Origin of the sequence: Limnobacter sp. (genome assembly GCF_036405155.1) — a bacterium.
GTDB lineage: Bacteria > Pseudomonadota > Gammaproteobacteria > Burkholderiales > Burkholderiaceae_B > Limnobacter.
In genome coordinates this window covers 210230-228626 of the sequence record NZ_DASWYD010000006.1, presented here as the reverse complement: position 1 = coordinate 228626, position 18397 = coordinate 210230, and the positions used below count along the sequence as shown (strand labels likewise).

Below are 18397 nucleotides of genomic sequence, written 5' to 3'. Positions count from 1 at the left end.
GTTTAACGGACGCTCACCGGCGCGGTTTCGTAGAAGCGTCGATAGGCCGCATACTCCGCATTGGTGGCCGGAGTGAAGTAGTACTTCTCATTCAGGCCGACCTCTTCGGAGGCATGTTTCAAAATCGCCTTGCCTTGTGAATCCTTGTGCATGTTGAAAAATGCGTTGGCCACCGCACGCACGTCTTTATCGGGCACTTTGGATGCTGCCATCAGGGCCAGGTCGTGATATCCCTCCGAAGTCCACAACACGCGCAGCTTCTTGCCTTCCCGCTCTTCAAAACCGTCAATCAATGCAGAATTGCTGCCCACTGCTTTGGCACGGCCTGCAAACAACTGCGAAAAAGCCGCATTCTGGTTGCCCGCAAACACTGCATTGACTGGAATATTGCGGTTGAGCAACTGCGCATAGGGCAATTTGTAGCCCACAAAGGCTTCTGGCCCCGCAAACACCACATCAGCGCCCTTGAGGTCTTCCAGACGGCGAATGGGCGAATCCTCAGGAACAGCGAGTTGGCCATACAACATGGGACCCATGCGCCGGCCAAACACCTTCCAACCGAGCTTTTCCCGGTCTGGACTGAACAGATGGTTTGAAAAGACAAACTCCACTTCCTGGGCCAGTACATAGGCCGTGGTGTCGGCCGAGGTTCGACCAATCTTGAGCTCAAGGTTCACGCCACTTTTGGCGCTCACGTATTGAATGATGGGATTCCAGTAGGCAGCTGTTTTTGCAATGTCCCACTGGTTCACGGGCGAAAAGCGGTAAACGGCTGTTTGAGCTAAGGCGGACGGCTCCAGGGCGATGCACATCAACACGCCCCAAAAGGCTCGGGGAAACAAGCAACGCAACATGAACACACTCCGTACCGAAAACGGAACAGAGAATATCGCAGTTGCAATAATTTATAAATCTTAAAAAGAGCGAATTTAACACTCTTTATTGAATCACTAGGGCCCGGCCCCCACTGGGCCAGGCCTCGTCAGCGGATTGGGCCTTTAACCCAACTTGAAGAAATTCATCTTGTAGCCTTGGGGTGTGCGGAAGTAAGCCGCATAAAAACCCGGCATGCGCTCACCAGGCGCCCCTTCGCAGGTGCTGCCCATGTCCATGGCCAGTTTGTACATTTGGTCCACTTGCTCGCGGCTGCCCACCGACAAAGCCACCATGGTGCCATTGCCGCAGGCTGCCGCCTTGCCATCAAAGGGCTTCATGACGCCCATGAATGGCTTGGTCAAGTCCGTGCCCCAAAACACACCGCGGGGCACTTCCAGCAAGCGTTTGGCGCCCAGCGGTTGCAGCAGTTTGTCGAAAAATGCCGATGTTTTTTCCAAATCATCGGTGCCCAGCGTGATGTAACCCAACATAGCCTTTCTCCTTGTGCAGCTTTTGAACCCCGACCAACCGGGGATGTTGGACATTAGCACAGCGTCTCCCGCCTTGGCGTTCAATCCATGCACAGCATTGCATTCGGCAATGTTCCCGTAAGTTTTCTGGAGGACCATTGATTGATTTCGACACCCAACAACGCCAAAAAATTCAACACACCATGCGTCACACCGGTTTAATCCACGCCCTCTTTGGGGCAGGCCTTTTGTCTGCCACGTCACTGTCTATTGCGGGCGACAACCCGCCCAACCCCGCGCTGGACGACATGGTGGTCACCGCCACGCGAGAATCCAGGGACGCATTCGACATTCCAGCATCCATCGATAAAATCGGTCCAGAGACCTTGAACAATGCGGGCGGGTTCCAGGTCAACCTGTCTGAAACCGGTTACCGCGTGCCGGGTCTGATCATCAACAACCGGAACAATTTCGCCCAGGATTTGCAGATTTCAATCCGGGGTTTTGGTGCGAGGTCGACCTCGGGTGTTCGTGGTGTCCGCTTGTTCTCAGACGGCATTCCAGCCACCATGCCCGACGGCTCGGGTCAAATTTCGCATTTCAGCTTGAGTTCCGCCGATTCGATTGAGGTGCTGCGCGGCCCATTTTCTTCCTTGTATGGCAATTCATCGGGCGGTGTGATCAACATCACCACGCGGGACCCAGAACCCGGCCAGCGCGCTGAACTGGGCATTGCCCTAGGCTCAGACAATGCGCGCAAAAGCACACTCCAGTTCAATACCGGAAGCGAAAACTTTGGCTGGGTACTGGACGCCTCCCAATTTGAAACCGATGGTTACCGGGACCACAGCCATGCCCGGCGCGACAACATCAACAGCAAAATGGTGTTCAAGCTGGACAACACCAAGATCAGCTGGATTGTGAATGCAGTGGATATTCCCGAAGCGCAAGACCCGCTGGGCTTGACCGCTGCACAACTGGCCAGCAACCCGCGACAAGCCGGTACCAATGCGGTGGTCAGCAACAGCCGAAAAAGCGTGCAGCAAATGCAAACCGGGCTGGTGATTGACCACAGCTTCAACTCAGACACGGGCTTGGTGTTCACGCCCTACTCAGGCGAACGAAAAATTCGGCAAGTGGTGGCCAGTGGCACGGTGATCGATTTGAACAATGATTTTTATGGCGCCGACCTGCGCCTGCGGCACCGGCTGGACCTGTTGGGTGCGCCGCTGTTGCTGAACACCGGCATTACAGCGGGTGTGCTGGAACAAACCCGTCAAGGGCAAGCGGCAGAGGGTCAACCCATCAACCGGTACGAACAAAACACGGCCAGACAACTGGATGAATACCTTCAAGCCGAGTGGTTGCTCAGCGAGCAATGGGGCCTGCTGGCTGGCATTCGCAGCTCGTCGATTGAGATTGAGTCCAAAGACCAGTTTTTGAGCAATGGCGATGGCAGTGGCACTAAAGACTACGGCAAAGTCACCGCCAACCTGGGCGTGAATTATTACCTCAGCCCCACACAAAACCTGTATGCCTCGTATGGGCAAGGCTTTGAAACGCCAACGTTGCTGGAAACTGCTTACCAAAATGTGCCGGGTGCCCCCAACTTCAACCCGAACCTTAACGCCGCTGAAAGCCAGCAATATGAGGTGGGCTACAAAGCACGCTATGGCAGCACCAAGTTGAATGCAGCCCTGTACGCCGTGGACACTCGAGATGAAATTGTGGTGAAGTCTGCAGCCTCGGGGCTGACGGCCTTTCAGAATGCGGGCAGAACCTGGCGCCAAGGCGCCGAGCTGGGCTTGCAACACCGGTTCAACAGCGCCTGGACTGCCGCATTGGCAGCCAGTTGGATCAACGCCGAATACAAGTCGACCAACAATGCGCTGACTGCGGGCAACGCCCTGCCCTCGATTCCCAAACAGAGCCTGTTTGGCGAGGTGGCTTACAAAGCGTCAGACCGCCTGGAAACCGCAGTGGAATACCGCCACATTGGCCGCATGTATGCCAACGATGCCAATACCGCGCAAACCGATGCAGCCGATGTGCTCAACTGGCGAATTGGCCATACCCTGCCTGTCGGCAGCGGCTGGACATTGCGCAGCTATGCCCGGGTGGACAACGTGTTTGCAGAAAAATACGTGGGGTCCGTGATTGTGAACCAGGCCCAACAGCAGTTTTATGAACCGGCGGCGCAACGGCAAGTGTTGGTGGGTGTGACCATGAGTCACCGGTGGTGATTCATGCGTGTTGCAGCACCTCTACTGCATGGCCTTGGACGCCCTGAGCCGCTTCAATTCCTCAGACAAGGCTTGTAGTGCCAACTGCCGCTCAATTTTAATTTTCAGCAAATCGGGATTGACGGGTTTGGCGATGTAATCGCATGCGCCGGCTTTTAATGCCCTCAACTCACTCGCCGATGAGTCATCACCGGTCACCATCATGACAGGCCACTGCGCACATCGCGGATTGGCCTGCAATTTCTCAAGAACTTGGTAACCATCCATATCTGGCATGTTGGCGTCCAACAATACCAAGTCCATTCGAACCGATGCTGCCAATTCAAGGGCCTCTTCTCCTGAGGTGGCTGCACAAATTTGATAGCTCGATCCCAGAATGCCATTCAGCACCCGGATATTGGTGATGGCATCGTCCACTATCAACAGCGTCTTGGAAGGTGTCATGTGTGCTCCTGAAGTTGATTCAGTGTTTGCTCAAATTCGTCCAGCGAATGTTGTGCTTCCTTGAACTTCAAATGATCCAGGGCTGTGTGCACAGCCGCGAAAGCAGATTCCAGAACAGTGCCACGAAGGCTTTCTACAATGTCCTCGCTCAGCTTGTGGGCTGACATGGAATGCTTTTGAATCAAGGTCTGCAATTCATCGGTTTGGTGCGCCAGCACCAAAAAATCGACCACCTGAACAGGATTTTTGACTGAAACAGACTCAATCCCAACCAAGGATTGAATCGACTTCAACACCGTATTCAATTGTTGGAAAAACTTCTCCGTGCCGCGTTTCATCGAACCTTCGCCGCTTTGAAGTGAGACCTCCAGCGCATGCGCACTGTCTCGCAGGGCCGTCGCTCCCAAACAACCAGCCTGCCCTTGCAGCTTGTGGAGATAAGCAATCAACGCTGCCGTGGCTGATGCATCGAACTGACCTTTGATCAAGGCCTCTGCATCGTTGTACTCGTCATAAAAACGGGTCAACAGTTGGCGAAACAAGCGCTCATCGCCCTGGAGTTGCGTCTGTGCGGCCTGGGTATCTATGCCAGTCAATTCTGGCCATTGTGAATGCTCACGGTCGCTCGCGTCTTGCCGCACTGCGACCGGCAAAGGTTCGCCGCGATACCGCTGCACTGCATTCCGAATACAACGAACCAACTGCTGCGGGTCTATCGGTTTACCCAAGAAACCACTCACACCCGCTTGCACGGCCCGCTCACGTTCTTCCTTCATTACACCCGCTGTCAAAGCCACCACGGGAAGGTCCTGTAAATTCAGTTCACCCCGAATGCGCTGGGTGGTCTCCCGTCCGTCCAACCCGGGCATTTGCATGTCAATCAGGACCAGATCAAAGGCTTCTGGATTGACCTTCAACAACGCCAGCGCGGCATAACCCGACTCACAGACTGTCACCTTGGCACCCTGATTTTCCAGAATGCGTTGACACACCTCCAGGTTCATCGGGCTGTCATCAACCACCAACAGGTGCAAGCCGCTCAACCACAGGTTCTTCCCCACATCCAACAATGAAATATTCAACAGGTAATCCAGGTCTTGCTGGCTACGCGTCACCAAACTGTTGAGGCCATTGAACAGGTCGGATGAGTACACCGGCTTGCGAAGAACCACGTGAGGCACTGCATGCAAGTTGTCATGCGCATGGGGCGAATCCGCATCAAGCAGCAAAACCCAATAAGGCATGATGTGGCCCTGAAATTGATGGGCCACACTCCCCAAAAGCTCTGTCAAACCACTGCCCCCAGCTGGCTGTGCAACCAGCAAGCAATCGATTCGTTCACCTGCAAGCAAATCTGCAGCGAGTCCCGCCAACCATTCTGGTGTTGTTGAATAGGTTTTCACCGACCAGCCAAAATGGGTAGCCATTGTGCGTAACGCGTCTTGTTCGATTAAATCGGGTTCCAGAACACGTACGTTGAACTGCCTTGCATTGGCTTCATCAGTCCATGAAACCGCCGACCGCTGGGCATTGGCCAGGGGCAACTCAACCCAGAACAGACTGCCCTCCCCCTGCACACTGTTCAATCCACTGTGACCGCCCATTTTCTCGGCCAAGGTTTTGACAATCGACAAGCCGAGGCCAGTGCCGCCATACCGGCGGGACGTTGAAGAATCCACCTGCGTGAACGGGGTAAAAAGCTTTTGAGCGTCTTCCGGTGAAATGCCAATGCCGGTGTCTCGCACCTCAAAACGCACCCATTCAGTGTCGGGGGCGCTGTCCTTGGTGGGTATCTGAAGCGTGCGCAGCGCCACTTCACCATGCTCGGTGAACTTGATGGCGTTGTTCGCCAAATTGATCAGGATTTGGCGGATCCGGTTGGCATCGCCTTCCAGCAACGTTGGCAACCGTGAATCGACCGGTGCGATCTTCAAATTCAAGCCTTTGCGACGTGCGCCCGGTTCCAGCATGACTTTCAAGTCGTCGAGCAGGTGTTGAAGACTGAACGGCTGGATCTCCAGATTGAATTCACCAGCTTCAATTTTTGACAGGTCCAGAATGTCGTTGATCAATGCCAAAAGGCTTTGGCTCGCGGTGTGAATGGTGTCGAGTTGCCGGTGTTGATCATGGTCCAGCTTTGTGTAACCCAGCACATAAACCATGCCGATGATGGCATTCAATGGGGTACGAATTTCATGGCTCATGTTGGCCAGAAAATCGCTTTTTGCGCGGTTGGCCTGCTCAGCCTGGTCTTTGGCCTCGCGAGCGGAGTCCTCTCGGCCCTGCAAGGTCACAATCATGCGGTCAAACACTTCCGCAAGCTCACCCAACTCATCGGCGCTTCGATAGCCAGACAACACCCCTTTTTTATTCCGTATCAGCGCCTGGGCGGACCGACTCAACATGGCAATGGGCCTGAGCACACGCATCCAGAGTGTGCCAGCCAACATCGAAATCACCAACAACAAGAGTGCTTGCCCGACCAAAGCCTGATTGCGTTGACTTTCATTTTGCAATTGACGTCGATGGGTCAAGTCCGCCGACAACTCAAATGCAGACTCGCTGATGCGTCGGGTTTCGTTGAGCAACTGGTCCAGCAAGGTATCTCGTCGATCACCCTTCAATGGATTGCTTTCGTCATTCAGATATTGCTTCAGTTGGGCTTGCATGGTTTGCAGCGCATCTGCACTGTCGATCATGTCATCGATTTGCTTGCGGTAGATTTCACCTGTACTGGCATACAGGTCCAAGGCACCACGCATGGAGCGGTGTGTTGCATCCCATTGACGAAGGGCGCGTTGGCTTTCGGGGTGGATGGCAAAGTCCTGCATCAATACCAAAAGGCCCGAAGCATCCCGTGACATGACCTCAACCGCTTCCCGTTGCTGGTTCAAAAGCTTTTGCACCTCGCTGTCCACATACAGCATGGTCAAGCGATAACCCACTGCTGCAAATGCAACCAGCAGCAAACTGACGAGCATGGGGCGGATTTTCAATTGACGCTCACTTCATCAACGACACTGCACGCTTGTTCAGTGTCGTGAGTGGTCCCACACGAATGTGAGATAAAAAATCCGGCTCGGGGTGCGCATCCACCAGCTTTTCTCGAACCGCCCAGCGGGATTGCGCCTCCAGGGTACTCAGCAGGGTCTGGGACAATTTCAAATCAAAATCATATTGATCCAGTGACACCAAGTCGGCTGCATTGGTTGACACGCCTTGTTTCAAAGGCGCTTTGGCCTGTTCGGGATGCTTGTTGATGAAGTCCGTCGCTTTGGAAATGGCCCGCAGTACCTTCACCAAATCGGCGTCAGACACTTTTCTTGAACTGATCAAATTGAAGGTGGGGGTGTACAACTTCGGGTTGGGCAGTACCCGCCATTGATCGCCCAACACGGCTTTTGCACGGCTGGCCAGGGGCTCATACAGGCCTGCTGCATCGTATCGGCCCTCTCGGGTTAGCGTCTCAATTTGAGCAGGATCCAGCGGTACTTTCTCAACGCTGTCGGGATCTACACGGTAAAAGGTCAACAGGGTGTCGGTGAAGTAGTGGCTGGAAGTACCTGCCACATAGCCCACCTTTTTGCCTTTCAAATCTTCAACAGTTTTGATGCCAGAATCCGAACGAACCAACAGAATATTGTCTTTCGTCGAGGTGCTCATGGTGGCCACCACATCAAACGCTTTGCCTTGGTGAGCGGCAAACACCAAAGGGATGTCCGCGGTGGTGGAGAGGTCGGCTTCGCCATCAAGCAGGTGTTTCAAACAACGCTTGCCGTTGATACCGCGAATCACCCGAACATCCAGGCCCTCTTTGGCGAAATAGCCCATGTCAGCAGCCAGAATGGCTGGATAAAAGCCAACCACCTCGGCCAAAGCCAGTGTGAGTGTGGCGGCGTGTGCTGGCTGTTGCGTAACGGTGAGTAGACACATCAGTGCAGCAAAGGCCAAATGCCTGGAGAACTTGGCTTTCCACATGGTTTGACGGGCTCCGCAATTTGGGTGAGTAGTGGCAGCTTACTCGCTCAAGGGGTGTCATCGTCTTGAGAAATAGATTGTTAAACCGCCCCAATTGCTTGATTAAACATTTTTAACAAGCAGGGGGCTTGCTCAATCAACCAAAGCGGTTTGTGGACTTCCGCTTCAGACTTCTTTCTGTCAGTCATGTCCAATGAGCAACACTTGTGCTGCGGCATGTGCTGAGTCAACACAGGGCGTGAATGACCAGGACACCCAGACAGTGCAGCCATTTTTGTTGATGCAAAGGGTTTCGACCAGGGTACCTTCCCGGGACTCCAATGCCAGCCTGATGGACTGCTCCACCGACTCATGGTGAATCGGCAGGGTCAACACTTCCAGTGACTGACCGATCATTTCGGCAGTGGAATAGCCAAACATCCACATATCGGCTACAGCGAAGTTCCCCAATGCCCCTCGAAGTCGAAGGACAGTTGTTTGTGGTGCTTGATCGACAGCAAGAACAGTGTGCCTTCAACCCGCACGTACAGCACCAAGTAGTGGTTCATTACATACTCACGCAAACTGTTCAACGAGTTGCCCGCAACAGCGGCCAGCTTGGCTTTCAGTGCAGCGGTGGCGTTGCTAGCCTCGGCAGAACCCACAGCCCGATTCAAAAACGGCGCGCCCAGCTCTGGAAACTGTTCAAGATTGGGCAGCACAGTGGCGAGCAACTCGTCGACTAAGTCGTCGAATACATGAGGTACTTCGGCCTCGGTCAGGAATTGTTCAATGTCGGCCAAATTCCGCTCGAAGTTGGCGGTGAGCTTGATTTTTACGCGCTTGGTCATGGAACGCCAACGGTACTTAAGCGGTTGCGCGTCGTTTCTTGATGGCTTTCAGTGCCGAGCGGGCGTCTTTGGTGCGATCTGCCGCCACGTCATCCAGACCCTTGGATGCCTCGCTAATCAGCAGCAGGTGTATACGCTCACGCTCTAGCTGGTGGTAGTAGTCCAGCCGCTTGGCATCAATCATGGCGATGTAGGCCTCGCCGTTTTTGGTAATCAGTTTTTCAGCGCCAGCTTTTACATCCTCAGCCAACTCGGAAAAGTTGGCACGCGCTTGGGACAGCGGAATGACGTCGCTTGTCGAAATGGTCATGTGGAGCCTCGGCTGACGAAAATTGCACAAAGTTTTGTACAGTTTATTCGCTAACGGATGATTCCATCAACCACTTGCTGAAGTGCAATGTCGCCGGAACATGAATTTGGAAGCGCTGAAACGTGAGAAGGGTTTAAGGAAAGTCACTCAAAAGTCACTTAGCCCAAATCTGAAAAGACAAACGGGCTAGAGGATGCGCCCTCTAACCCGTTGATTTCACTGCTATATTTTGGTGCGGCTGGCAGGATTCGAACCCACGACCCCTTGGTTCGTAGCCAAGTACTCTATCCAACTGAGCTACAGCCGCTGTGAAGAAGCGAGATTATGCATGAAACAGCGAATGGGTGCAAGCGGGCTTGCCGATTTTCGACAAAATATTTCAGCCAATAACACCCATTCAGGCAGCATATTGGGCCGCCAAAGCCCGAAACGCGGCCTCCTGTCGGTCCAGCTCAGCATCGCTCCAGCCCAGTTCATCTTGCAACGTGGCACGCACTGCAAACAGACAGTCTACTGCCGCGGTGCTGTCCAAAAACAAGGCCCGGCTGCGCCGCGCCAACACGTCTTCGATGGTCATGGCCATTTCTTCCAGCACGGCTTGCGAAATTTCTGCTTGGGTCAACTGCAAACCCGGGTGAAGGTGGGCTTCGGGTTTGCGGTTGGGCAAGTCGTCTTCCAGGCGCAGCATGCGGGTTCGGCTGGGCTTGTTGCGCACCCCCAATTGCTGGCACACCAGGTCCACCACCTCCTCGGCCATGCTTCGGTAGGTGGTCCATTTGCCGCCGGTGATGGTCACCAGCCCACTGTCGGCTGTGGCAATGGTGTGCTCGCGTGAAATGCTTTTGGTGTCGCCTGCACCACCCTGCTTCACCAAAGGCCGCAGGCCCACAAACACACTGCGCACGTCCGCTCGGGTGGGTGCCTTGGCCAGGTATTGGCCGGCGGTGGTCAATACAAAATCTACCTCGCCGGGCAATGCATCGGGCTCAAAGGGTGAGTCTTGTCGGGGCGTGTCGGTGGTGCCAATCAATGTTTTTCCCAACCAGGGCACCACGAACAGTACGCGGCCATCGCTGGTCTTGGGCACCAGCAAGGCGTCCTGCGCGGGGTAAAAATGCTGATCCACCACCACATGCACCCCCTGGCTGGGGCTCAACATCGGCTTGGCAGCCGGGTTGTCCAGCTGGCGAAGGTCATCCACCCACACACCCGTGGCGTTAATCACCGCCTTCGCCTTCAGGCTCATCTCGTGAGCCGTGAAAGCATCACGCACTTTCACACCGGTGATTTTTCCGGAGGCTTTTTCAAAACCCACCACAGGCAGATAATTGAGCGCAACACCCCCCAGCTTGAAAACTGTTTTCATCAAGGCAACAGCCAGCCGTGCATCGTCAAACTGGGCATCAAAGTACCGCACGCCGCCACCCAGGCTATCCTGCCGGATGGTGGGCACAGCGTGAATCACCTCTTGACGGTTCAATGTACGGGTCGGCCCAACGCTCAACTTGCCAGCCAGCAAGTCGTACATTTTGAGGCCAACCCAGTAAAACATTTTCTGAAACCAGTTGCGCACCGGGATCACAAACGCCAGTGGCTTGACCAGGTTGGGCGCATTCACCAGCAAGCGGCCACGTTCTTCCAGTGCTTCGCGAACCAGGCTGAAATTGCCCTGGGCCAGGTAACGCACGCCGCCGTGGGCCAGCTTGGTTGCGCGTGAGCTGGTGCCCTTTGCAAAATCATTGGCTTCCAACAACAACACGCTGAGCCCCCGGCTGGCTGCATCCACAGCACTGCCCAGGCCAGTGGCGCCACCGCCAATCACAATCAGGTCCCACTCGTATCCTGCAGAGGCTTTTTGCTTCACCGCCTCCAGGTGCTGTTTGCGGCTAAGCATCGGCCCATCCTTTTGCACGTTCAACAGCGCGGTGCCAGCGTTCCAGCAGCGCCCCCCGTTCATCAATACCCATACCGGGCTCAAACCGGGCATCCACGGTCCAGTTGGCCTTCAGGCTTTCCAAGCTGTCAAATACACCCACGGCCAACCCGGCCAAATACGCGGCGCCCAGGGCAGTGGTTTCCGTCACAGTGGGTCGCACCACTGGCACCCCCAGCAAGTCAGCCTGTATCTGCATCAACAAATTGTTGTTGGAGGCACCGCCATCCACGCGCAATTCACACAGGGGTGCTGCGCCATCCCGTTGCATGGCCTGCACCAAGTCCACAGTTTGCAAGGCAATGCTTTCCAGTGCCGCGCGTGCAATGTGGGCCTTGGTGGTGCCTCGGGTCATGCCCACCAGTGTGCCGCGCGCGTACGGGTCCCAATGCGGCGCACCCAAGCCGGCAAAAGCAGGCACCAGGCAAACGCCATCGGTGCTGGGCACACTGGCGGCCAGTGCCTCCACTTCGGCCGAGTGTTTGATCATCCCCAAACCATCCCGAAGCCACTGCACCACCGCACCACCCATGAACACACTGCCCTCCAGCATGTAATGGGTTTGGCCATTCATGCGCCAACCCACGGTGGTCAGCAAGCGGTTGTGGCTTTCAACCGCTTCTGCACCCGTGTTCAACAACATGAAACACCCCGTGCCATAGGTATTTTTGGCTTCGCCGGGTGCAAAGGCGGTTTGCCCAAAAGTGGCGGCCTGTTGGTCACCGGCTGCAGCGGCAATCGGAATGGGCGCGCCCAGCAGGCTGGCATCGCACTGCGCCATGACGCCACTGGAATCCACAATGGTGGGCAGCACGCTGCGTGGCACATTGAACAGGTTGAGCAGTTCGTCGTCCCACTGCAGGGTGTGGATGTTCAGCAGCATGGTGCGAGACGCATTGCTCACGTCGGTCACATGGGCGGCACCCCGCGTCAGGTTCCAAATCAACCACGAATCGATGGTGCCGAAGGCCAGCTCGCCCGCATTGGCCAAAGCCCGTGCACCAGCCACATGGTCCAGAATCCAGCTCAGCTTGGTGGCGGAAAAGTAAGCATCGGTCTCAAGGCCCGTGCTGCGCTTGATCAACGGCGCCTTGCCTTGCTCGCGCAGTTTGTCGCAGGTCGAGGCGGTCCGCCGGTCCTGCCACACAATCGCGTTGTACACTGGCTCGCCGGTTTTCCGGTTCCACACCACCGTGGTTTCGCGCTGGTTGGTGATGCCGATGGCGGCAATGTTGCTCCCCTGCAAACCTGCTTTCTGCAAGGCTTGCTGCGCACAAGTCAATTGGGTGTTCCAAATGTCCATGGGGCGGTGTTCCACCCAACCCGCCTTTGGAAAAATCTGCTCAAATTCCTGCTGGGCGCTGGCCACCACACGGGCCGCCTCGTCAAACACAATGGCGCGTGAGCTGGTGGTTCCCTGGTCCAAAGCCAAGATGTATCCCATGAACGGTCTCCGTTGGATATTGGTTTTTATTGGTTCAAGGTGTCGTAAACAGTCTGCATCAAGGCTTTATAAAAAGCACGCCGTGGAAAATCATTCTTGCCCAGGTTGAATGTTTTGTAGCTCACCGCCCAATGGTGAGCCCGCACTGCGCCCAAGTGAACAATCCGCTCTGCCGGAATATGGGGTGGGTGCGGGATGAGGTTGTCAGTCATCACCACTTGACCATCGTTGTAAATCGAAATCGGATCGCTGACCTTGGCCTGCAACCACATGGTGTAGTCGTCCAGATTGAACTGCCACCAGCGGCGTTTGTAATCACTCAACGGCAACACAGCGCTGACTGAGAAGTAATGCAAATTTGCTGGCAGCTTGCTGGCGTATTCGGCCATTTTTTGCTGCCGAACAGCGCGGGTCAGTGAGCGCACACCGCCTTCCATGTCGTCTTGAAACTGGCGTGTGGGCATGCCCGCCAATTTGCTCAGCCAGGGGTACTTTCTGCAGCGCTCCACCAACTTCGGGATGTGCATCAGCTTCGAGTCGGGGCGCATCACATCATCGGCCAAATACGAGCCACCGATGGCACCGCACAGGGCCAACATGCCCTGCGTGTTCTTCAAAATGAATTCGTCTGGAAACTGTTGGCTGTTCATGCCCGCCAACAGTTCGAGCGACAACGGGCATCCGTAGGAATAGCCCATGAAAAACAGGCGATAGCCCTCCTCCTCCACCCAGCGGCGCAAGGTCACACTGTTGTGCAGCAAGTCAAACAGGGCGGGCACCACATGGGCAGAATCCGCATTGCTGCGTGGGTAACGTGCGTACACCAGTTTAAAACCTGCACCTTGGGCATACAGTTTTTCCTGGCTGGGCTCACCAGGTGCGCCCGGGCTAAGCATCAACACCTCATGGGGCGAATCCTCACGCTCCACCTCCTCGTGCAGCGAGAGGTTTTTCAGCGTCTCATGTGTAAAACCGGGCACCAGCACAATAATGGTTTTGTTGTTGCTGTAAAAAGCACGGTCTACAAATCGATCACCGGCAAAACTGGCCTCCTGCGCATCCGAAATCTCTTGCTCGGTCACGGTCAGTTTGCTGAAATCCAGGTCCCGCTGGGGTCCCAGCACATGCAAGTTCGAGGGATGATGGGGTTGCCAAACATACTTCAACATCTCAGCCCGCGAATAACCGGCATCGCCCAGGTAACCCACAAAATGCCGAAAAAACTGCCGAGCCCCCGTGGCTGGATGAAGCGTACTCATGAATGTCTCCGTCAATCGTGTGTTTGTTTTAAGGCGCAGTCTTTGCTGCTGCCCCAGGCCTTACTGTCGACGCCCGGTATCGGTCCACTGCTGCACGTGCTTGTTCAAAAACTGTTGAAGACCCTGCTGCTCAAAGGCTTTTACATCCCATTCATCGCCGCGCAAACGCTCAGGCTTTAACCAAATGTATGTGTCGGCCTGCAAAGACTGGTCGGAACCCGACATATTCACCCAGATGGTACGGCGCTCGTACTCCTCACCCTCAAAGGCATCCAGGCGCTGGATATCACCGTGGTCAACATTCAGCCACACAAGGCCCCGAACTTGCCCGGCCGCCTGCACAACCATGGCTGGGTACTGTTCACCGGGCACGGCATATCGGGCAAAGCCATGGGCCATTGCAGGCTGCTGAGCATACTGGCCCTGCACCACCTGTTGCCACACCGGCAGATACATCAGCGAACCGTACACAAACACATGCATGCCAGCCTCTCTGTCGAGCCAAGGCTTGAATGGTACCTTTGCTGGGCGGTTTTGGATTACAGTCAGTAAAACTTTAGACCGAACATTCGATAACACAACAACATCGGAGGAGACCTGTGAAATCATTGCAAGACCTGTTCAACCTGGATGGCCAAGTGGCCCTGATCACCGGCGCAACCCGTGGCATCGGTTTGGCCTGCGCTGAACTGTTGGCCGCCCACGGCGCAACCGTGATTATTTCCAGCCGCAAAGCCGACAGCTGTGCAGCAGTGGCACAAAGCCTGACGGACAAAGGATACAAGGCTGTGCCCATGGCATGCCACCTGGGTGAAATGGCCGACATTGAAGCCCTGTGGAAACAGATTGAACAGCAATTTGGCCGGCTGGATATCCTGGTCAACAACGGGGCCACCAACCCCCACTTCGGCCCCATTTTTGACACCGACCTGTCGGCCTTCCAAAAAACAGTGGATGTGAACATTCGGGGCTATTTCTACATGAGCAGCCTGGGCTACAAATTAATGGCCAAACACGGCGGCGGCAGCATCATCAACGTGGCGTCGGTCAATGGCGTCATTCCCGGCTTGTACCAAGGCATTTATTCCATCACCAAAGCGGCGGTCATCTCCATGACCAAGGCGTTTGCCAAAGAATGTGCCCCCGCCAAAGTGCGGGTGAATGCCATTCTGCCCGGTGCAACCGACACCAAATTTGCATCGGCCTTGGTCAACAACGATGCCATCCGAAATGCCCTGCTTCAGCATGTGCCCATGAACCGCATCGCCCAACCCTCCGAGATGGCGGGCACGGTGCTGTACCTTGCCTCTGAAGCGTCCACCTACACCACGGGCGCCTGCATCAATGTCGATGGGGGTTACCTGGTGGCCTGATGCCTTCTAAGCCTTGAAATGGGGGGCAAACACCCCCCATTCACGCTTGTTGACCTTTGACCGATGGCAGTACGCTGAAGGAGTTGCTAGTCTGGTTTTGACTGGCCAACCCACGGGAGTACACCATGAGCACCAAGCTGCAGACCATTCTTCAAGCCGCCTGTTCCCTGCCCTCCATTCCACGCGCTGTTCAGGAAGTTCTCGGACTGCTGGAAAAACCGGATCTCACCATTGGAGAACTGGCCGAAGCCATCTCCCACGACCCGGTGATGAGTGCGAAAGTACTGCGCCTGGCCAACTCCGCCTATTTTGGTGTGCAGCGTGAGGTGGACACGGTTGAAAGCGCCGCGCTGATGATTGGCATCGATTCCATTCGCACCATGGTGCTCGCCTCGGGCATGATGGACACCTTCAAAGACATGGCCCGCTTCGACAGCCAGCGTTTTTGGACCATTTCATTGCTGTCGGCCTACATCGCCAGAGACCTGGCCAACTCGGTGGGCTTGAATGGCAACAAAGCCTACACCGCATCACTCATTCACGGCTTGGGCGTGCTGGCCATTCACAAGGCCCTGCCCGACCTGGCCAACCAAATCGACCAGAATTGCAAGGACGAATGCCCTTACGACCGCGCAGATGTAGAAAATGCGGTGTTGGGCTTTCACCATGGCGAAGTGAGCGCTGAAATTGCGCGGGGCTGGAAATTGCCGGATGACATCGGCGAATCGGTTCGCCAATATCCGCACCCTCGCCGCACCGGCCCCTACAGCTTGTCCAGCATTGTTCACCTCAGTGTGGCCCTGGCCATGGATCTGACTGACGACATGCCCGTAGAACTGTGGGTGGATAACTTGGACAGCAGTGTGGAAGAGTTGTTGAGCACCACACTGGAAAACTTGCGAACCTTGCGCCCGCGTTTTGACAAGTCCAGAGAGTTTGTACAAATGCTGGTGACCACCCACTGAGTGGGCAGTCAACCAGTTGATGTGCAGCGGTAAAAACTCAGTTCCAATTCTCGCTGTTGGTTGAGCATTCGGAATCGGCCGGGTTAATGCCGCAGCGAATTTTCTTGAGAATTTTCAAGCCGCCCTTGTCATACAAACCTTGGTCTGCAATCGACACGCGAGACTCCCGCAGCATCACGGTGTACTTGATCATGTTCTCGGGCGTGAGGTCGCTCCAGGTGCCCTCCGGAATGGACTTTTCCGCCCGGGTAATGATCGACAGTGCACGGTCAAACTGGGACAACCAGTAAGTACGGCTTTTGGCGCCAAAACCGCTGGGGAACTTGGTGTTGTTGATCACCATCTGGTAGCTCAAAATCACGATTGGAAACCGGTTGATGGCCCCTTTGGTGCCAATGCCGCGGTACAACTCCAAGGGCTTGTAAGCTGCAGCTGGCGCGGCAATCATGTCCACCGCACCATTGTTGAACTTGCTGGCAAAATTGGTGATGTCCGCTGACACCGGCTGCGCACCGATTTTTTGAATCATCACGGCCTGGGCCTTGTCGTAATCGAAGGCGGCAATCTTCTTGCCTGCCAGGTCTTCCACGGTGCGAATTTTGCGGTCGTTGATCACAGGGTAAGCCGTACCAAACGGAATAATGCCGGCAATTTCATACTTGCCATTCACATTCAACTTGGCTGCAGCAGGTTGGGCAAACAACTGAATGGCCCGTCGCACCACCTCGTAACTGGCGGGCATGTCCACCTTGTTGTTTTTCACAATCGATGAAACACCCAAAGAGTCTAGAACCGCTGTGGTTGCATTGAACTGCCGGGTGCGAAAGCCTGTGGCGTACAAGGCATCGCACTCGCCTGCGATGAAGTCTTGCGTGGCAATGCGTTCGTCGGTGTAGGCGCGCAACTCGATGTCAGCGCCCCACTGTTTGGCGGCCACCACGTAGTCTTTCGACATGTTGTAGACGTCGCCGGTGGCGCCCAACAAGTCATACACGCACAATTTCGGATTGGCTGCGGCTTGTACCGGTGCTGCAACCCCAAGGGTCAGGCCCAATGTTGCCAATACAGATGCCGCCAGGCCTTGAGCTGGTTTCAACTTCATCTCTCTGTCTCCATGTGTGAATGCCCTTCAATGGGCGTCATCGCCAGGGCTGTGTCAATGCGCGCCCTGTGCAGTCGAATATTATTGCACCGGGTATTTGGCTTGAAATTGACCATTCAGGACAAATTTTCCGAGTTGTGCTGAGCGATCTACACTCGGCTCGGTTATAATCCGCCCCTTCGGAGACGTGCGAGAGCGGCTGAATCGGCTTGACTCGAAATCAAGTAAGGGGGCAACCCCTTCGAGGGTTCGAATCCCTCCGTCTCCGCCACATTAAAAAGCCCAGCCACGCTGGGCTTTTTTGTTTGGGGCGAGACGAGCAAAGCCCCAATGGGCTTTGCGTGTGGGATTCGAAGCTTTGCGCCTGCCAGCGCAAAGCCGGGAGAATCGACCAAGCCAGAGGCCGTGAAGCGGACTCGCAGCGTGGGCGTGTTGGCGCGCATGTAAAGCTTTCCATAACGATCCCAAAGCTATATTATTTACACACCGTAACTATTATAATTTTCCCATGTCCAACAAACTCATCCGCTTGGGCTTTGTCTCTGCTGGCCTTACCAACCTCATTGGCATGCTGGCCGTCAGCGAGGGCTTCACCAACACCCTGTTCAATGAACTTTCGCCCACCGTGTTCTCCAATTTTGGCGCAGTGTGCATCATGCTGTGGGGCTTGGCCTATCTGTCGGTTGCCAACAAGGCCTTGAGTGTGCCGGCTTTGTCACTGGTGTTTGCGGTTGAAAAGTTTTTATACACGGGTACCTGGGTGGTGTGGGCACAGCAGCACTGGGCACAACTGGGCACCATTCAATCCCAATCGCCCCAAACTGCCCTCTTCTACAGCAGCTATGGCTTCATCGACCTTGGCTACGGCCTGTTCTTCCTGTGGGTTGCGGTCAAAGGCTTCAAGCAAGCCTGAAAGCGCATCACAAAACACGCACCACACTGAGCCTGCATTGATCCGGTGCAACGCACCGGATCAGCTCTTTAGACGTTCAACAAACGTTACACAGCTTTTCCGCACTGCACCAAATCGGGCAATTCGCTCACCTGCCTCCACGCCCCCTTCCTCTATTTCGCCCCGAAATCGCGCATTGCGCCCCAACAATTCTGCAAATTGACACTTTGTGGTGCTTGGCACGGTCCCTGCTAACACTCTGCACATAGACCTTTGCC

At 55.2% G+C, this 18397-nt stretch carries 17 protein-coding genes and 2 tRNA genes; 5 read left to right on the top strand and 14 right to left on the bottom strand.

Features of this window, described 5'->3' with window-relative positions:
• Nucleotides 1-2: 2 nt before the first annotated feature.
• Nucleotides 3-854 carry a phosphate/phosphite/phosphonate ABC transporter substrate-binding protein gene (locus VGE55_RS07350; RefSeq protein WP_331131057.1) on the bottom strand — a complete coding sequence of 284 codons (852 nt, stop codon included), beginning with the start codon at nt 852-854 and terminating at the stop codon, nt 3-5.
• A gap of 144 nt (nt 855-998) precedes the next feature.
• Complete coding sequence (locus tag VGE55_RS07345) at nt 999-1367, bottom strand: VOC family protein (protein WP_331131056.1); 369 nt, start codon at nt 1365-1367, stop codon at nt 999-1001.
• A 137-nt stretch (nt 1368-1504) separates the two neighbouring features.
• On the opposite strand from VGE55_RS07345, the gene VGE55_RS07340 reads away from it, so the two are divergent.
• Nucleotides 1505-3589: a TonB-dependent receptor gene (locus VGE55_RS07340; RefSeq protein WP_331131055.1), complete on the top strand. Its 2085-nt coding sequence runs from the start codon at nt 1505-1507 to the stop codon at nt 3587-3589.
• A 21-nt stretch (nt 3590-3610) separates the two neighbouring features.
• Here VGE55_RS07340 and VGE55_RS07335 read toward each other — a convergent pair whose 3' ends face one another.
• The 11 genes from VGE55_RS07335 to VGE55_RS07285 all read right to left on the bottom strand — a co-directional run bounded on the left by VGE55_RS07335 (nt 3611) and on the right by VGE55_RS07285 (nt 14270).
• Complete coding sequence (locus tag VGE55_RS07335; protein ID WP_331131054.1) at nt 3611-4033, bottom strand: response regulator; 423 nt, start codon at nt 4031-4033, stop codon at nt 3611-3613.
• On the bottom strand, nt 4030-7014 hold the full coding sequence (locus tag VGE55_RS07330; RefSeq protein WP_331131053.1) for an ATP-binding protein: 2985 nt from the start codon (nt 7012-7014) through the stop codon (nt 4030-4032). Before VGE55_RS07330 ends, VGE55_RS07335 begins: the two co-directional genes overlap by 4 nt.
• A gap of 22 nt (nt 7015-7036) precedes the next feature.
• Complete coding sequence (locus tag VGE55_RS07325; RefSeq protein ID WP_331131052.1) at nt 7037-8011, bottom strand: ABC transporter substrate-binding protein; 975 nt, start codon at nt 8009-8011, stop codon at nt 7037-7039.
• Nucleotides 8012-8191: 180 nt separating this feature from the next.
• Nucleotides 8192-8431 (bottom strand): PAS domain-containing protein, encoded by a 240-nt coding sequence (locus VGE55_RS07320; RefSeq protein ID WP_331131051.1) that lies wholly within the window; start codon nt 8429-8431, stop codon nt 8192-8194.
• 11 nt (nt 8432-8442) lie between these two features.
• Complete coding sequence (locus VGE55_RS07315; protein ID WP_331131050.1) at nt 8443-8841, bottom strand: type II toxin-antitoxin system RelE/ParE family toxin; 399 nt, start codon at nt 8839-8841, stop codon at nt 8443-8445.
• A gap of 16 nt (nt 8842-8857) precedes the next feature.
• Nucleotides 8858-9151: a type II toxin-antitoxin system Phd/YefM family antitoxin gene (locus tag VGE55_RS07310; RefSeq protein ID WP_331131049.1), complete on the bottom strand. Its 294-nt coding sequence runs from the start codon at nt 9149-9151 to the stop codon at nt 8858-8860.
• 230 nt (nt 9152-9381) lie between these two features.
• Nucleotides 9382-9458 (bottom strand) — tRNA-Arg (locus VGE55_RS07305).
• A 90-nt stretch (nt 9459-9548) separates the two neighbouring features.
• A complete protein-coding gene (locus VGE55_RS07300) occupies nt 9549-11045 on the bottom strand; it encodes a glycerol-3-phosphate dehydrogenase/oxidase (RefSeq protein ID WP_331131048.1) in 1497 nt (498 codons plus the stop codon).
• Entirely contained in the window at nt 11038-12528 is a 1491-nt protein-coding gene (gene glpK, locus VGE55_RS07295) for a glycerol kinase GlpK (protein ID WP_331131047.1), read from the bottom strand. The genes VGE55_RS07300 and glpK overlap by 8 nt, the downstream gene beginning before the upstream one ends.
• A 26-nt stretch (nt 12529-12554) precedes the next feature.
• The gene (locus VGE55_RS07290) at nt 12555-13787 is read right to left on the bottom strand and encodes a hypothetical protein (protein ID WP_331131046.1); all 1233 of its coding nucleotides are present in this window, start codon (nt 13785-13787) and stop codon (nt 12555-12557) included.
• A gap of 60 nt (nt 13788-13847) precedes the next feature.
• A complete protein-coding gene (locus VGE55_RS07285) occupies nt 13848-14270 on the bottom strand; it encodes a gamma-glutamylcyclotransferase family protein (protein WP_331131045.1) in 423 nt (140 codons plus the stop codon).
• A gap of 116 nt (nt 14271-14386) precedes the next feature.
• On the opposite strand from VGE55_RS07285, the gene VGE55_RS07280 reads away from it, so the two are divergent.
• Together VGE55_RS07280 and VGE55_RS07275 are read left to right on the top strand one after the other, a co-directional pair.
• Nucleotides 14387-15160, top strand: a complete 774-nt coding sequence (locus VGE55_RS07280; protein WP_331131044.1) for an SDR family oxidoreductase — start codon at nt 14387-14389, stop codon at nt 15158-15160.
• A gap of 125 nt (nt 15161-15285) precedes the next feature.
• Nucleotides 15286-16125: an HDOD domain-containing protein gene (locus VGE55_RS07275; RefSeq protein WP_331131043.1), complete on the top strand. Its 840-nt coding sequence runs from the start codon at nt 15286-15288 to the stop codon at nt 16123-16125.
• 37 nt (nt 16126-16162) lie between these two features.
• Here VGE55_RS07275 and VGE55_RS07270 read toward each other — a convergent pair whose 3' ends face one another.
• The gene (locus VGE55_RS07270; protein ID WP_331131042.1) at nt 16163-17227 is read right to left on the bottom strand and encodes a putative solute-binding protein; all 1065 of its coding nucleotides are present in this window, start codon (nt 17225-17227) and stop codon (nt 16163-16165) included.
• 181 nt (nt 17228-17408) lie between these two features.
• Here VGE55_RS07270 and VGE55_RS07265 point away from each other — a divergent pair.
• Together VGE55_RS07265 and VGE55_RS07260 are read left to right on the top strand one after the other, a co-directional pair.
• Nucleotides 17409-17498, top strand: a tRNA-Ser gene (locus VGE55_RS07265).
• Nucleotides 17499-17735: 237 nt separating this feature from the next.
• On the top strand, nt 17736-18140 hold the full coding sequence (locus VGE55_RS07260; RefSeq protein ID WP_331131041.1) for a hypothetical protein: 405 nt from the start codon (nt 17736-17738) through the stop codon (nt 18138-18140).
• The last annotated feature ends 257 nt before the right edge of the window (nt 18141-18397 follow it).

What these genes read in the sequence shown, in the direction of transcription:
- VGE55_RS07315 (WP_331131050.1), bottom strand. Translation starts at nt 8,841, where the DNA reads ATGACCAAGCGCGTAAAAATCAAGCTCACCGCCAACTTCGAGCGGAAT.
- VGE55_RS07285 (WP_331131045.1), bottom strand. Translation starts at nt 14,270, where the DNA reads ATGCATGTGTTTGTGTACGGTTCGCTGATGTATCTGCCGGTGTGGCAA.
- glpK (WP_331131047.1), bottom strand. Translation starts at nt 12,528, where the DNA reads ATGGGATACATCTTGGCTTTGGACCAGGGAACCACCAGCTCACGCGCC.
- VGE55_RS07330 (WP_331131053.1), bottom strand. Translation starts at nt 7,014, where the DNA reads ATGCTCGTCAGTTTGCTGCTGGTTGCATTTGCAGCAGTGGGTTATCGC.
- VGE55_RS07290 (WP_331131046.1), bottom strand. Translation starts at nt 13,787, where the DNA reads ATGAGTACGCTTCATCCAGCCACGGGGGCTCGGCAGTTTTTTCGGCAT.
- VGE55_RS07345 (WP_331131056.1), bottom strand. Translation starts at nt 1,367, where the DNA reads ATGTTGGGTTACATCACGCTGGGCACCGATGATTTGGAAAAAACATCG.
- VGE55_RS07260 (WP_331131041.1), top strand. Translation starts at nt 17,736, where the DNA reads ATGTCCAACAAACTCATCCGCTTGGGCTTTGTCTCTGCTGGCCTTACC.
- VGE55_RS07310 (WP_331131049.1), bottom strand. Translation starts at nt 9,151, where the DNA reads ATGACCATTTCGACAAGCGACGTCATTCCGCTGTCCCAAGCGCGTGCC.
- VGE55_RS07350 (WP_331131057.1), bottom strand. Translation starts at nt 854, where the DNA reads ATGTTGCGTTGCTTGTTTCCCCGAGCCTTTTGGGGCGTGTTGATGTGC.
- VGE55_RS07300 (WP_331131048.1), bottom strand. Translation starts at nt 11,045, where the DNA reads ATGCTTAGCCGCAAACAGCACCTGGAGGCGGTGAAGCAAAAAGCCTCT.
- VGE55_RS07335 (WP_331131054.1), bottom strand. Translation starts at nt 4,033, where the DNA reads ATGACACCTTCCAAGACGCTGTTGATAGTGGACGATGCCATCACCAAT.
- VGE55_RS07275 (WP_331131043.1), top strand. Translation starts at nt 15,286, where the DNA reads ATGAGCACCAAGCTGCAGACCATTCTTCAAGCCGCCTGTTCCCTGCCC.
- VGE55_RS07270 (WP_331131042.1), bottom strand. Translation starts at nt 17,227, where the DNA reads ATGAAGTTGAAACCAGCTCAAGGCCTGGCGGCATCTGTATTGGCAACA.
- VGE55_RS07325 (WP_331131052.1), bottom strand. Translation starts at nt 8,011, where the DNA reads ATGTGGAAAGCCAAGTTCTCCAGGCATTTGGCCTTTGCTGCACTGATG.
- VGE55_RS07320 (WP_331131051.1), bottom strand. Translation starts at nt 8,431, where the DNA reads ATGTTTGGCTATTCCACTGCCGAAATGATCGGTCAGTCACTGGAAGTG.